The following is a 13,695-nucleotide window of genomic DNA, read 5'->3' as shown; positions in this document are numbered from 1 at the left end:
TGAACACCTAGACCGCAGGGTGTGATTGCAAGTCGTATTACGGGCGTCTTGCTAAACGCTCGGGTAGAAAATACGGTAGTGCATCGACCAGTATGTGACTTGCCTCAGTCATTAGGGGGTCGGGCTCTTTGTCCTTGTCCTCGTCGTCTTTATCAGTTTCTGCTTTTGCCTCAACCTCTTCGTCGCTCATCGCGAGCTCGTCGGCAGAGTCTTCTTCGAGAGACTCAAGCGGTTCCTCGCCCTTGGCAACACGGCGGCGATTTTCCATTGCCAACTGTTGAACCTTTTGCGTGTCGCGCTCCTTTTTCCTCAAATCTATATTCAAAGATAAATGGGTTTTATTACGCAAACCCTCGACTATTGAAATCTGCTCTTGCAAGAAAAGGAAATCTGGATCTTTTGCTATGCGCTTCTCGTGTTTGCGCTGTAAGGTGTCGATACTCGCTTTTAAATCAAAATAATAATTGTGATTTGTCTGCGGAATTCTGTCCCAGTGCAGCGCATTGTCGAGCACGCTTTCGCCGATGTCTTCCTTGTTGTAGAGGGGAGGAAAGGCTATGTCGGGAATAACTCCTCGGTTTTGGGTGCTGTCACCTGAAATTCGGTAGAACTTAGACTCTGTTAACTTCAATTGGCCGTGGCCAAGCGCGTTTACCGACTGCACAGTACCCTTGCCAAAGGACTGGGTTCCAATCACTAAACCGCGTTGGTAATCCTGAATGGCACCTGCAAAAATCTCCGACGCAGAAGCGCTCATACGGTTAATAAGTACCGCTAAGGGGCCGGTGTAGTAGGGTGAACTGCGACGTTTGCCTTCTCGTAAAACTCGGGCATTTGCTTGGCGAATTTGCACAGTAGGGCCAGATTCAATGAACAAACCAACCATGCCATTTGCTTCTGCCAATGAGCCGCCACCATTGTCGCGAAGATCGATAACAATGCCTTCGGCGCCCTGACTAAGTAGTTCGCCTAAAATACGATGCACGTCACGGGTTGTGCTACGGAATTCAGTATCACCCATTCGATAGGCTTCAAAATCCAGGTAAAATGTAGGCACATGGATGACGCCAACTTGATGGACTTCGCCGTCGCTGTCGGTGATATCGATCATTTCACCCTTAGCGCTTTGATCTTCGAGCTTTACCTCGTTGCGCTCGATAATAATCTCATGATGGGTTTCGTCACTTTTGGCGATGGCGGGAATAACTTCCAAGCGTACAAACGAACCCGCCGTTCCACGGATAAGATCGACGACATCGTCTAATCGCCAGCCGATAACATCCTGCATCTCACCCTTTTTACCCTGTGCCACGCCAATAATTCTATCGGCGGGCTGCAATTGTCCCTGTTTGTCAGCGGGGCCTGCGGGTACCAGGCGCACGACTTTGGTGTAGTCGTCTTCCATTTGTAACACCGCGCCAATCCCTTCTAGCTTGAGGCTCATATTAATCTGAAAATTTTCAGAAATACGCGGTGAAAAGTAATCGGTGTGCGGGTCGTAAAGTGACGCAAAGGCATTGGCGTAAATCTGGAAGGCGTCTTCGGCCTCCAACTGCTTCATGCGCTTAATTTGGTTCTTAAACCGCTTTGTAAGTAATTCGATTATCGCTTTGTCATCTTTTTTGGCCAAGCGTAAGCCTAAAACACGATTTTTAATTTGCTTGCGCCAAATTTCATTTGCTTCTGCTTGATCTGCGGGCCATTCCGCATCGGTGCGATCAAGTTCAATGTCTTCATTAACATTGAAATCCATTGCGGGGACGGTTTTAGCCAACGAATCCTGGATGTATTGAAGGCGGACAATCATGCGCTCGCGGTAGCGATTAAATATATAAAAACCGGCGCTGAGGTCTGATTTTTTGAGCTCGTCATCGAGTCGGGTGCGATATTTTTGAAATTCATCAATATCACTTTTGAGTAAGAATAGGCGGTTAGGATCTAAATCATCGATAAAGGCATCGAGCAATTTGCCAGAAAAATCATCATTCAAGGTCAGTTTTACGTAGTGGCGGCGATTAAGCTGATCAACCATATCGTGAATCGCTGTCTTGTGCGTCTTTTCAGCAGTCAGGGGCTTGAGAGCCTCTTCGGCAATACTCGCCAGACTGACTATTGAAAGGAGCAGGGCGACTATTAACGCGCTGGTGAATTTGCCGTTGCGAGAGGATTTTATCGTTAACATTGAATACCGCATCTCAAAGCCTAGGTGGACGTTACTATGGTACACCGCCAGCCTGCCAAATGCAGGTATGACGGACATTTCAAACGAAGTCCGGCGTTACACGCTCTAATTCCCTGTTGCTTTTCTTCGAATATAATTTATCAAATCGACATATTCCTTGATGTTTTCCCGCGTTACACTGCTATATACGCCAATAAGTTTGTATATGGAGCACATTACGTGAGCAAAAATCCAAAACTAGCCGCTGTTGAACAATATATCAGCGCCTTATCTAGCCACGATATGGCGGTTATCACTGATTTATACGACGACGATGCTGTCCTTGAAGATCCAGTTGGTTCAGACCCGCTTGTCGGCAAGGCCGCTATTGTACGATTCTATGAAGTCGCATTTAGTTCCGGAATATCTGCTCGCTTGGACGGGCCAGTGCGACTTGTCGCTAATCACGCGGTGTTTCCGTTTGTGGTTGAACTGAATCCCGGTAACGGTGAAATGCGCATCGATGTAATCGACCAATTTACCTTCAACGACGACAACAAGATTGTCGCTATGAAGGCATTTTGGGGCGAGGCGAATATGACAACCGCGTAGGCGCCTGCCCGCCATGTGGAATAGCACGGGTTTTTAGCGATTAAAACCAATCCGCCTGCATTTTAAAGGGCACATCGTCAAACCGGCATAGCAAGTCCGCTTGGGGGCCAATCTCTGGAAGCTCCCATTGAATATAAAAACGTGTGGCTTGGAGTTTCCCCATATAGAAGTTTTTATCCGCCTCATGGACGCTGGTATTCTCAAGCCCCCGCGCTGCACACACCGCCTGCTTTAGCCATATCCACGACATCAGAACTCGCCCAAATAGGTCAAGATAGATTGTCGCGTTGGCCAGACTGAGATCGGTGTGTTCCGCCATATTGCCAAGCAATGTTGTGGTGACCGTGTTTAAAGTCTGCACGCCGTCAGCCACGGGCTGAATCAAGTCTTTAAGGTCTTGGTAGGTACTGGCGTCTGATAAGGTTGCCGACACGGCCTCGTTGAATAATATGAGGCCTGCACTGTTATTCAATAGTACCTTGCGGCACAATATATCAATGCCGTGGATTGCCTCAGTACCCTCATGTATAGGATTTAACCGGTTGTCGCGGTAATACTGTTCGACTGGATACTCGCGGATATAACCGGCGCCGCCCAGGACTTGAATTGCTAATTCATTGGCTTTTAAACCGTATTTAGATGGCCATGATTTTACAATTGGAGTAATCAAATCCAGCAGCAAAAAAGCCTGCTGCCGTTGATTCTCAGTATCCGCGGTACGCGAGTCTTCGTATAACGAAGTCGCGTACAGGCAGAGGGCCAGCGCGCCTTCAGCATAGGATTTTTGCGCCAGCAGCATTCGTCTAACATCAGCGTGTTCAATAATATTGATTTGGGCTGATTTAGGGTCTTTATTCGAAGGCAGGCGGCCCTGTGGCCGTTCTTTTGCGTAATTTAAGGAATAAATATAGCCCTGATAGCCCAGCACAGCGGCGCCTAAGCCCACACCGATACGTGCCTCATTCATCATCTGAAACATATACTGCAGGCCTTTATGAGGCTCGCCAACCAGAAAGGCTTTGGCTCCCCCGTTCTCACCAAAATTCAGTACCGTCGAGGTGGTGTTGCGGTAGCCCATTTTATGCAGCAAACCGGCGAGGGCAACGTCGTTGCGCTCGCCCAGAGAACCGTCGGGGTTGACAAGGAATTTAGGGCAGATAAATAAAGAGATGCCCTTGGTTCCCATTGGCGCGCCGTCTATGCGCGCGAGAACCATATGCACGATATTTTCAGTGATGTTCTGATCACCACCGGAAATATACATTTTTTGCCCGCTGATTAGATAACTACCATCGGCGCAGGGCTTTGCCGTGGTGGTAATATCTGCCAGTGCTGAGCCCTGGTTCGGTTCAGTTAACGCCATCGTGCCGGCAAAGCGACCTTCGCGCATAGGGGGTAAAAAAAGGGCTTTTTGTTCAGCACTGCCAAAGGAGTGGATCAGGTTTGCCGCACCAATGCTTAAAAACGGGTAGCCAGAACTGGCGATATTGCCGGCGTTGAAATACGCCATTGAGGCCCTTAGGACTATCTCTGGTAGTTGCAAGCCGTCTTCGTCAGCGTCGTAGTGGGCGGACAAAAAGCCAGCTTCTGCTAATGCGTCCCATGCGATTTTGGTCTCGGGAATGATGTGGATGTCTTTACCGTCAAAATGCGGTTCATTGGCATCACCCTTCGCGTTGTGATTGGCAAAGTAACGCTCAGAAATTGTTTTTGCGGTGTCGAGCGTCGCGTTAAACACTTCTCGAGAATGATCTTGATATCGCGGTCTATTTAGCAGGGCTTCAGTATCAAGCAGCTCATAGAGCAAAAATTCAAGATCGCGACTGTTCAACAGGGTAGTACTCATAGCATTTGCCTAAATTATTATCGGGTTTTGAAATCGCTTACTGCGCTTTTATTCGTAGGCCAGCTAGCTATGCCATTTGGCCTTAATATTTTATATAGCTTTTGTTGCTAATATTAGCTGCATTCACATAAGATTGAGGTCATATGTATTCTCTGCTTACATGCATTGCTTCGCAAGGCTTGCACGGCAATTCTACTTTATAAAAAAGGACACATAATAATGACACCGATGATGAACACCCAGTTGACAATCACCTCCCTAATGAAGCACGCGGAGCAAATCAACGGTGCTGTGGAGGTGGTGTCTGTCACTGCCGACAACCCTTGTCATCGATACACCTACCGTGAGGCCTTTGGCAGAGTTAGGCAGCTTGCTAATGTCCTCGCTGAGCTCGGCTTAGAGCCTGGTGATACGATCGCGACCTTCGCCTGGAATGATTATCGTCATTTAGAGATTTACTACGCAGTTTCATGTAGTGGCATGATTTGTCACACCATAAACCCGCGTTTATTCCCCGAGCAAATTGAATATATTGTCAATCACGGCAGAGATAAGTGGATATTTCTAGACCTCACGATGGTGCCATTGCTTGAATCACTGCAGCATCTGATGCCTGACGTTAAAGGCTTTGTGGTGATGACAGATGAAGCTCATATGCCTGAATCTAAACTCAATAATGCCCATTGTTACGAAACCTTAGTTGCAGCTCAGCCCGCTGAATTTGACTGGCCGGAGTTAGACGAGAATACACCTTCAGCGCTTTGCTATACCTCGGGCACAACCGGCAACCCTAAAGGGGTTTTGTATACTCATCGATCTACCTTGCTGCATTGCTACGCAAGTATTGCCCCGGATGTGTTTGGCTTGTCCATCAAAGATGTGGCACTGCCCATCGTACCAATGTTCCATGTGAACGGCTGGGGCTTAGTGTATTCAGCGCCCATGGTAGGTGCGAAATTAGTGATGCCTGGGCCTAAAATGGGTTGTGGTGAAACCCTTTGTAAATTAATAAACGAAGAAAAAGTCACGGTCTCCGCGGGTGTGCCAACTGTGTGGCTCGCATTATTAAACTACCTTAAAAAATCGGGTAATTCGGTTGAAAGTCTCAATCGCTTCACCGTCGGCGGCGCCGCATGTCCGTTTATGATTTTCGACGAATTCCGTCAAAAATACGGCGTTGACGTCCAGCAGGGCTGGGGAATGACCGAAATGAATCCGCTGGGAACCTTCAATGGTAATGCGAGTTCAACAGTTAATGCTTTGCCTGCAGATCAATACGACAAAATGCGCTTAAAACAGGGTCGACCCGTTTTTGGCGTTGAAATGAAAATTGTCGATGCCGATGGCAAATCATTACCCTGGGACGGCAAAAGTGCCGGTGCGGTTAAGGTACGCGGGCCGTGGATAATAAACGAATATTATCGCTATGACGGTCAAACACTAGATAACGATGGCTGGTTTGAAACGGGAGATGTCGCCAGTATTGACGAATACGGCTATATGCAAATTACCGATCGCGTAAAAGATGTCATTAAATCTGGTGGCGAATGGATCAGCTCAATTGAACTGGAGAATTGCGCGGTAAATCACCCGAAAGTGGCCGAAGCTGCCGTTGTTGGTATGCCGCACCCAACTTGGAGCGAGCGCCCGCTGTTATTGGTTATCTTGCACGAGGGTGAAAGCCTCAGCCGAGAAGAAATGCTGTCGTGGTTTGACGGCAAGGTCGCGAAATGGTGGATTCCTGAAGAGTGCCTATTTGTCACTTCGCTTCCCCATACCGCTACAGGTAAACTCAGTAAAAAAGATATTAGAGCGGAATATGCAGATTTCCGCTGGCCTGAGCAATAAATACAGGTCCGAGATTTCTGATTTTCAGGAAACACGCGAGTCACAGACTCGCGCTGCAGAGGATAGAGAATGAAGGATTTTAAGACGCTGCTGAGCAGCGTCCGCGCTACAGAAAACAACAATGAATACACTGTGGATATAGAAGAAACGTGGTTACAGGGCAGAACGGCATTTGGTGGTTTGAGTGCAGCCGTGATCGTAAAAGCGATGCTAAATCAGCTCCCTTACGATAGGCGCTTGCGCTCTTTAGCGGTTATGTTTGTGGGTCCCGTGGCAGCCGGAGAGCACCGCATAGTCCTGCGTGAATTGCGCGCAGGCGGCTCGGTCACCCATATTCAGGGTGAAATCATTTGCAACGGTGAGGTTGGTGCCACGGTGAGCGCTGCGTTTGGAAAGGACCGTCCTTCATCGACAAGCTTAGCCAGCCCCATTATGCCGCAGGTCGCCCAGCCAGAGACCTTTGATGCATTTCCCTTTATCGAAGGAATAACACCCACCTTCACACAGCATTTTGATATGCGCTTATGCTCCGGCAGCCTGCCATTCAGTCAAGCGGACTCGGCAGATTTTTCGATGTGGCTGCGCTTCAAAGAGAAGGGAGAGCTCGATGTACCCGCCTTAATCGCCATCGCCGATGTGCCGCCCATGCCGGGTCTAAACATGATTAAGCACCCTGGTGTTGGTAGCTCGCTGAGTTGGTATTTGGAGTTTCCAAGCCAATCAGTAAATACCCAAATGTCAGACTGGTGGTTTTATGATTACCGCAGTCAAGCTGCTGGAAATGGCTATTTCAATAACTACGCAACAATCTGGGACTCAAATGGCCAGGCAGTCATGTTTAGCCGACAAGTTGCCACCGTGTTTGAAAAATAGCGAGTCATCCGCATATGTCGAAGTTCGATCGCGGCTAATCCGTATTGCTAGCAAGGGGGCGACGGGTTTAGATAGTTTTAAATAAAACTAAGGAAACTTAATGGCTATCGACCTAAGCCCCTTTGCCGACAATACTGCTCGCTTGCCATCGATTCCCCGCGTTATGACAAAAATAGTCGAATTAGCGCGATCCGGTGATGTCGACATTCAAAGCTTGTCTGTACTGATTGCCAGCGACCCAGCCTTGGCGGCAAAAACACTGCAGTTCGCAAATTCCCCCATGTACGCCAATGAGCAAAAAATAGAGACGCTGCGCCGTGCGATTGTTCTGCTGGGTTTAGATACAACCGTCAATTTGGCCCTAAGTTTCTCTTTAACCTCTTCGTTAAAAGAACAATCTCACACCGGCTTGCACTATCCGTTGTTGTGGCGGCGCTCATTATTAGCGGCGGCGGCAGCGCGAGAATTGGGCAGATCTCTGAAAGAGCGCGCCCTGGAGGAGCTCTTCCTGGCTGGGCTCCTCCAAGACATTGGCATGATCGCAATAGATCGCTTATACCCGGATTTTTATACCGATTTGCGCAGTGATCAGGTCTTTCATCAGCGCGTCCGAGAATACGAGATTGAGCGTATTGGAGGTGACCATGCAGAGGCGGGCGCATGGCTGTGCAAGCACTGGGGTTTGGCTGACAGAACAACTCTTGCTGTAGCTACAAGTCACAGGCCGGCCACCTTTGCTCAAAGCGACGTCGATGGCCAATTTGTGCGTTGCGTTTGTTTATCGGGTATTGCCGCCGACTATATTATTCTTGGCGAACCGGTGGACGCTCGTAAACAGCTTTATTTACAGGCTCAGCGCGTACTCAGTATGGCGCCAACACAAGTGGATGACCTAATCGCGTTTCTGCATGAACAAATCCCCGAAATGGAATCCTTATTCGATATCAAACTCACGGAGAGCGCCAGTCAATCGGAATTACTAGAGCAGGCGAATGAAACCTTAGCAGAATTGAATTTGCAGAATCTTAAAAAATCGCGGGCGCAAAACCGCAACGCAATTTCTTTAGATAAAGAGAACCGCATGGATTCAGTAAGCGGGGCCTTTTCTCGAGAGTTTATGAATAGCTATCTACCTGACGACTTCAATTTGGCTTGTCGAGCAGGGCGGGTGCTAAGTATTTTATTGCTCGAAATTAAAAACATAAAAACCCTGCGAAAAATTTTAGGTGACGAAACGGATGCCTTTCTATGCGCTCAATTGAAGGCGATCAAAACTAAGCTGCGCGCTGGTGATATGGTTTTTCGCTACAACGACAATAGCTTTCTATTTCTACTTCACGACACCCTAGAAGATGAAGCCACGCAAATCGCTTTACGACTTGCGGATGCGAGCAGGACACTGGCGGTAGGAAGTCGCAAAGGGCCATTATTTGCAGAGCCGGCAACGGGGATCGCTACACATGGCAATAAAAGCGAATTCAAAAATGTCGATGAATGGATAGATGAAGCTAATCGGGCGTTATACGCATAGCTAAATTTAACATCCACATTCTCTGGCACATGAGCTAAGCATGATTATCGGATCCTAATCGATATTCTCTGTCATTTCAGTGAACCGAAAATCGGAATATGACATTCCAAAGCTATTTTCAGTAGTTCAATGACATCGCCGAAACTCCTGTTATCTAACTACGCTGTAATGGCGACTTAGCGCGCACCATTTTGAGGCGTAGCTCGTAGGTTGGATTGAGGAACGACATGCCCTCTCGCTGGTCGCCCGTCAGGGCGCCCCTAAGCGGTTTATCAAACCCAACATTTGTGTGACGCCTGAACACGGTTTATTGAGTATGACTCGGTGCATCCGCCCCTCGGCCTTGCGGTCAGCATAGCTGCCCAAATTTGTTATACACAAATTTGTCGCAACCGCTCAACTCAACTTACAGTGTCACACCTCTTTTTCAAGTTGTAGAAGTACTAGGTTGAGCAATTTTTGATCAGTAGACACAAAGAGCTTTATGCATTTGCTTTTTGTTAGGTTTTTGTCACACAATTGGGGGAATTTGTCATAAAACTCGAAACAGCCACCATGAATAAAAACAACAAAGCGGCAGCTTTCGTCAGACGATTAGGTGATCAAGCATTAGCGTCCACGGCTGTGTCACACCCGTATTTACAGGCACTAGAGACAGGCGATTTCCCGAATGTTGATATTGCGCTAAAGGATTTCGCTTTCCAGTACGGTTTATATAGCTCGCAATTTACTCTCTATTTAAAAGCCTTGATCTCATGCTTATCGGATAGATCGCACAGGCAAATACTGCTTTCTAATTTAGCGGAAGAGAAGGGGCATATTGCTGAGGACGAGCTGCCACCCGAGATTATAGCTAGTGCAGAAGGGCAATCCCATGCGCAGTTATTTACACGTTTTCAATGCGCTTTAGGGGTGAATTCCGAATATCGTGAAAGGCAAACCGACGAGCACGCCGGTAATTTGTGGAGCCAGCAGTTTTTAAGGCTTTGCAGTACTAATGAGCATGTGGGCGTTGGCGCGATCGGCATTGGCACTGAGTTGATAGTATCTAAAATTTATCAAAAAATACTTTCAGGCCTTATAAATTGCAGCACGCTAACCATGCAAGAAAGGGTCTTTTTTGATTTGCATAGCACCTGCGATGACGATCACGCGGCACAGATGTTGTTGATAACCACCGATCTTGCAACAGATGAAGAAGCCTGCGCGAAAATAGAGTTCGGGGTGAAATCCGCGCTATCATTGCGAACCACATTCTGGGACGCCCTATTACAGCGTGCGCAGTATGTTGGCACAACAAATCAATCGGCTATTCAAGAGGCGTCCGACCTTGGATACTAAACAAGTTTATAATGACAACGCCAAAAAATGGCTGCGCTTAAGCCCCAGCTCGCTATCCGACTTCACTGCACGTCCATTTGTGTTCGACGCATGTGGAGAACTTAATAACCGTTCAGTGTTAGATATCGGATGTGGTGAAGGGTACTGCGCAAGGGAGTTGAAACTGCGAGGGGCGGGTGATTATCTAGGCGTGGATTTATCGACACAGATGATTGAAGCCGCGCAGGTTCAAGAAGCGAAAGATCAACTGGGTATAGAGTACCGCGCGCTTAATGTGCTGGAGTTCGTCCCTGAACGAAAGTTCGATCTAAGTGTAGCGGTATTTCTGTTTAACTACCTTCGGGTAGATGAAATGCAGCTTGTATTTTCAATGGTGTACCAGTCCTTGGAAGAGGGAGGACAATTCATTTTTAGCGTACCCCATCCGTTTTTTCCCTTTGCGCGCAACAAGCAATCAGCGCCGTTTTACTTTAATTCCACGGGCAAGAATTATTTTGCCGACGTGGATCAAAAGTTTGAAGGGGAGATTTGGAAGCGAAGCGGGGAGCCCTTACACGTACAATGTGTGCACAAAACCTTTAGTGATTATTTCGATTGTTTGCGGGATGCGGGCTTTAACACCATGCCCGAAATAAAAGAATTAACCGTGACACCAGAACTTATCGCCATTGATGAGGCATTTTTTTCGCCGCTGAAAAATGAACCCTTGCACGTGTTGTTTAAGGTCACAAAGTGACGTTAGCCGCTCAAACTAAGGAATATCACTCATTAATTGGCCGACTCTTCTACCACGCAAAAATGCATCCCGACCAGGACGCCATTGTTAGTCTGGACGTTACGCTGTCATACGCCAAACTCGCTTCACTTGTGCAGCTTCAGGCTTACAAATTCTATGAGGCAGGAATTTCATCTAGTTCACTGCTCGGAATTAAATGCGCCGACGACACACAACATCTCACTTTCTGCCTTGCCGCTGCCTATGTAGGGGCAACATCTTGCACTATACCCTTATACGAATCTGAAGATACTCAGCAGGCAATCAATAAGAATTGCGGTGTTAGTCATGTTATTGATGAAAGCTACGCTGTCGGTAATAAAAGCGCTATCGTTTCGCAAGTAAATACCGACGGTCTAAACGCAGCTACAACAGCCAAGCTATTGTTTTCAACGTCGGGGACCACTGGTACGCCAAAGCTGGTCGTGCATCATGACAGTGATATTGTTGCACAGGCCCATCGGCACATCGTTTCCGCCCACGAGCGATTTGTCTGTTTGGCCTCAATGGAACACAATTTTGCTAAGCGCCATCGCCTCTATTGCGTGGCGATGGGCGCCACCAACGTTTTTATCGATACTAGAGATAACTCGCTGCTCAGTCAGTGCCAATCTCTCAACGTCAACGTTATGCATGTGTCGGCGTTTCAAGCCCAAGAGTTACTAGCAATACCCCGCATTCAGGACTTGTCAAATATTCAATTAAAACTCGGTGGTTCTCACGTCTCAACGACGCTTCGTACAGCATTGCGAAATAATATTACGCCCAATTTACGGGCGGGCTACGGAACAACAGAAACCGGTGCTATCGCCTTTACTGACCCAGATGATGCCGGCTCAGATAATAGTGTTGGACGAGCGTTGCCGGGAATAGAAATACAAGTGCGCAGCGCAAGCGGAAAGCTACTAACTAACCGCGAGGCGGGGGAGTTGTTTGTACGCTGTGACGGCATGTTTCGCGGCTACTTGGGCAAGCCTGAATTGACCGCGAGCCGACTGATTGATGGCTGGTTCCACACGGGTGATATCGCGTATCTTGATAAAGCAGCGCGCATTCATTTATGCGGCCGCAGCGACGATATGTTCGTCTTCAATAGTATAAATATTTACCCGCAAGATATTGAGTCTGAAATTAGCCAATTTCCAAATATCGTAGACACCGCAGTCTTATCCAAACCGTCCACTGTACACGGCAATATTCCGGTTGCCCTTGTGGTATTTTCAAAAGAGGTGAGACCTAGACTGAAAGACTTAGAAAAATTTTTAAAGCAACGACTTGGCTTAAGAGCACCGCGGCAACTTATTATTGTCGACGAGATCCCTAGAAATGCGTCGGGAAAAATCGTTCGTCAAGATGCAGTGACACTTTCCGCGAAAGCTGGCTCAATACGTAAAACTATTATTCAAGCCTTAAGTTCCAAGGCAAAAAAAACACTAAGAGCTTCGCAAATCGCTGAATTCGAGCTTGGTAACACAGATATTCCGCTTCGAAAAATTGACTTAGATTCAATCGGCCGCATGGAATTATTAGTGGTCTTGGAGCTGGCCTATGACGTTGTCATTCATCCCAACGAGTATGCTAGTTTTCGCTACCTTGGCAATCTTGTCGCGCGGGTATTAACACTGCAATCACAGCCGCCTGGTATCGGCGCTAAGGTAGCCCATTTCACTGACAACGATGTCATCACAGAGGAATTACCTTATGTAGTACGTTTTTTTCGCCGCATCGTTAGGGTCTGTCCGACTGTCGCCCATTTAAATCGAGCGCTAACGACGCTTGAATACCGCCTGACACCGCTTGATATTGACCTTTTACATAGCCGAAATCGTCAATGCCAACTCGTCTCGGCAAACCAGAATCAGAAGTATCAGGTAGCCATCGATAGCTGGTTAGACACGCTGCAGAAACAATTGTCTGAGTCCCTCAAGCTAAAGCCGGAAGCCTTTGTATTAAAACGAATCGCGCCCACCGCCACGTTATTTATTGGCGTCGGAGTGCCAAGCGAAAAAGGCCTTTTGATATGTTTTCCGGGAAGAGGTGATCGCAGCATGATGATTTCAAACCCCGTTTTACTTCAGCATACTAATTCCGCGGACTACGATGTATTAATTCTCACGGAGCCCAGAAATCAATCTTACCGGCAGGGTATTCCATTTCTAGGAGACAAGGTCAGCGATGTTATTAACTGGCTGGTGAATCATAAGCAGTTAAGCCAGTACGGCACATACCGAACGATGGGCTGTAGCGCAGGAAGTTATCCTGCCTTATTGGCGGCTTATCAATTACGAGCAGAGCTGGTCTTATGTATCGGCGGTCGCTTCCACAAAAATAAACGTGTCATCAAAATCTTAGAGCGAATTTATACAATTTGGCGCGCCCAATTAAATGGTCATCGTCCGCAAGTGCTACTAAGTTATTCTAGACTGGTCGAAAAAGACCGGCAGTATGCGCGTGTTATTTCTAGATTATTTGGTGGCAATACAGTCGAGATAACATTGAGTTCGGGAAAGCTGGGGCACCGTATACTCGCAGATTTACTAAATAACGGTGGGCTAAACGTGTTTTTGACACGCAGCATATTTGCGAACACAGATAATGAACTTTACGCCAACAATAGCGCGAATATCATTCTGAGCATCCCTGAAAACACTGTTCGCAAACATGAATAAAGACGTCGTTCCTAAGACAATTCTCAGGGACGACGTTAA

Annotated in this window: 9 protein-coding genes; 7 read left to right on the top strand and 2 right to left on the bottom strand. The window is 47.5% G+C overall.

Going from position 1 to position 13,695, the window contains the following annotated elements:
- Positions 1 to 37 precede the first annotated feature (37 nt).
- The gene (locus KXJ70_RS11860) at positions 38 to 2,182 is read right to left on the bottom strand and encodes a carboxy terminal-processing peptidase (RefSeq protein WP_255558443.1); all 2,145 of its coding nucleotides are present in this window, start codon (positions 2,180 to 2,182) and stop codon (positions 38 to 40) included.
- A gap of 219 nt (positions 2,183 to 2,401) precedes the next feature.
- Here KXJ70_RS11860 and KXJ70_RS11855 point away from each other — a divergent pair, with 219 nt between their 5' ends.
- Positions 2,402 to 2,773: a nuclear transport factor 2 family protein gene (locus KXJ70_RS11855; protein WP_369409778.1), complete on the top strand. Its 372-nt coding sequence runs from the start codon at positions 2,402 to 2,404 to the stop codon at positions 2,771 to 2,773.
- A 40-nt stretch (positions 2,774 to 2,813) separates the two neighbouring features.
- Here KXJ70_RS11855 and KXJ70_RS11850 read toward each other — a convergent pair whose 3' ends face one another.
- Complete coding sequence (locus KXJ70_RS11850; RefSeq protein ID WP_219043727.1) at positions 2,814 to 4,619, bottom strand: acyl-CoA dehydrogenase; 1,806 nt, start codon at positions 4,617 to 4,619, stop codon at positions 2,814 to 2,816.
- A 219-nt stretch (positions 4,620 to 4,838) separates the two neighbouring features.
- Here KXJ70_RS11850 and KXJ70_RS11845 point away from each other — a divergent pair, with 219 nt between their 5' ends.
- The 6 genes from KXJ70_RS11845 (at position 4,839) to KXJ70_RS11820 (ending at position 13,656) form a co-directional block, all read left to right on the top strand.
- Positions 4,839 to 6,467 carry a long-chain-fatty-acid--CoA ligase gene (locus KXJ70_RS11845; protein WP_255558442.1) on the top strand — a complete coding sequence of 543 codons (1,629 nt, stop codon included), beginning with the start codon at positions 4,839 to 4,841 and terminating at the stop codon, positions 6,465 to 6,467.
- Positions 6,468 to 6,536: 69 nt separating this feature from the next.
- Positions 6,537 to 7,340 carry an acyl-CoA thioesterase gene (locus KXJ70_RS11840; RefSeq protein WP_219043726.1) on the top strand — a complete coding sequence of 268 codons (804 nt, stop codon included), beginning with the start codon at positions 6,537 to 6,539 and terminating at the stop codon, positions 7,338 to 7,340.
- A 100-nt stretch (positions 7,341 to 7,440) separates the two neighbouring features.
- Positions 7,441 to 8,871, top strand: a complete 1,431-nt coding sequence (locus KXJ70_RS11835; RefSeq protein WP_219043725.1) for a sensor domain-containing diguanylate cyclase — start codon at positions 7,441 to 7,443, stop codon at positions 8,869 to 8,871.
- A 555-nt stretch (positions 8,872 to 9,426) separates the two neighbouring features.
- Complete coding sequence (locus KXJ70_RS11830) at positions 9,427 to 10,212, top strand: iron-containing redox enzyme family protein (protein WP_219043724.1); 786 nt, start codon at positions 9,427 to 9,429, stop codon at positions 10,210 to 10,212.
- Positions 10,202 to 10,948, top strand: coding sequence for a class I SAM-dependent methyltransferase (locus KXJ70_RS11825; RefSeq protein ID WP_219043723.1), 747 nt, complete (start codon positions 10,202 to 10,204; stop codon positions 10,946 to 10,948). The genes KXJ70_RS11830 and KXJ70_RS11825 overlap by 11 nt, the downstream gene beginning before the upstream one ends.
- Complete coding sequence (locus tag KXJ70_RS11820; protein WP_219043722.1) at positions 10,945 to 13,656, top strand: class I adenylate-forming enzyme family protein; 2,712 nt, start codon at positions 10,945 to 10,947, stop codon at positions 13,654 to 13,656. Before KXJ70_RS11825 ends, KXJ70_RS11820 begins: the two co-directional genes overlap by 4 nt.
- Positions 13,657 to 13,695 lie beyond the last annotated feature (39 nt).

The sequence above is a fragment of the Zhongshania aquimaris genome, from assembly GCF_019312595.1.
GTDB lineage: Bacteria > Pseudomonadota > Gammaproteobacteria > Pseudomonadales > Spongiibacteraceae > Spongiibacter > Spongiibacter aquimaris.
Note: the sequence above shows the minus strand (reverse complement) of the source record. Positions and strands in the feature narration are given on the sequence as shown.

Coding starts and splice junctions, on each gene's coding strand:
- KXJ70_RS11840 (WP_219043726.1), top strand. CDS start 6,537: ATGAAGGATTTTAAGACGCTGCTGAGCAGCGTCCGCGCTACAGAAAAC.
- KXJ70_RS11845 (WP_255558442.1), top strand. CDS start 4,839: ATGACACCGATGATGAACACCCAGTTGACAATCACCTCCCTAATGAAG.
- KXJ70_RS11830 (WP_219043724.1), top strand. CDS start 9,427: ATGAATAAAAACAACAAAGCGGCAGCTTTCGTCAGACGATTAGGTGAT.
- KXJ70_RS11860 (WP_255558443.1), bottom strand. CDS start 2,182: ATGTTAACGATAAAATCCTCTCGCAACGGCAAATTCACCAGCGCGTTA.
- KXJ70_RS11850 (WP_219043727.1), bottom strand. CDS start 4,619: ATGAGTACTACCCTGTTGAACAGTCGCGATCTTGAATTTTTGCTCTAT.
- KXJ70_RS11835 (WP_219043725.1), top strand. CDS start 7,441: ATGGCTATCGACCTAAGCCCCTTTGCCGACAATACTGCTCGCTTGCCA.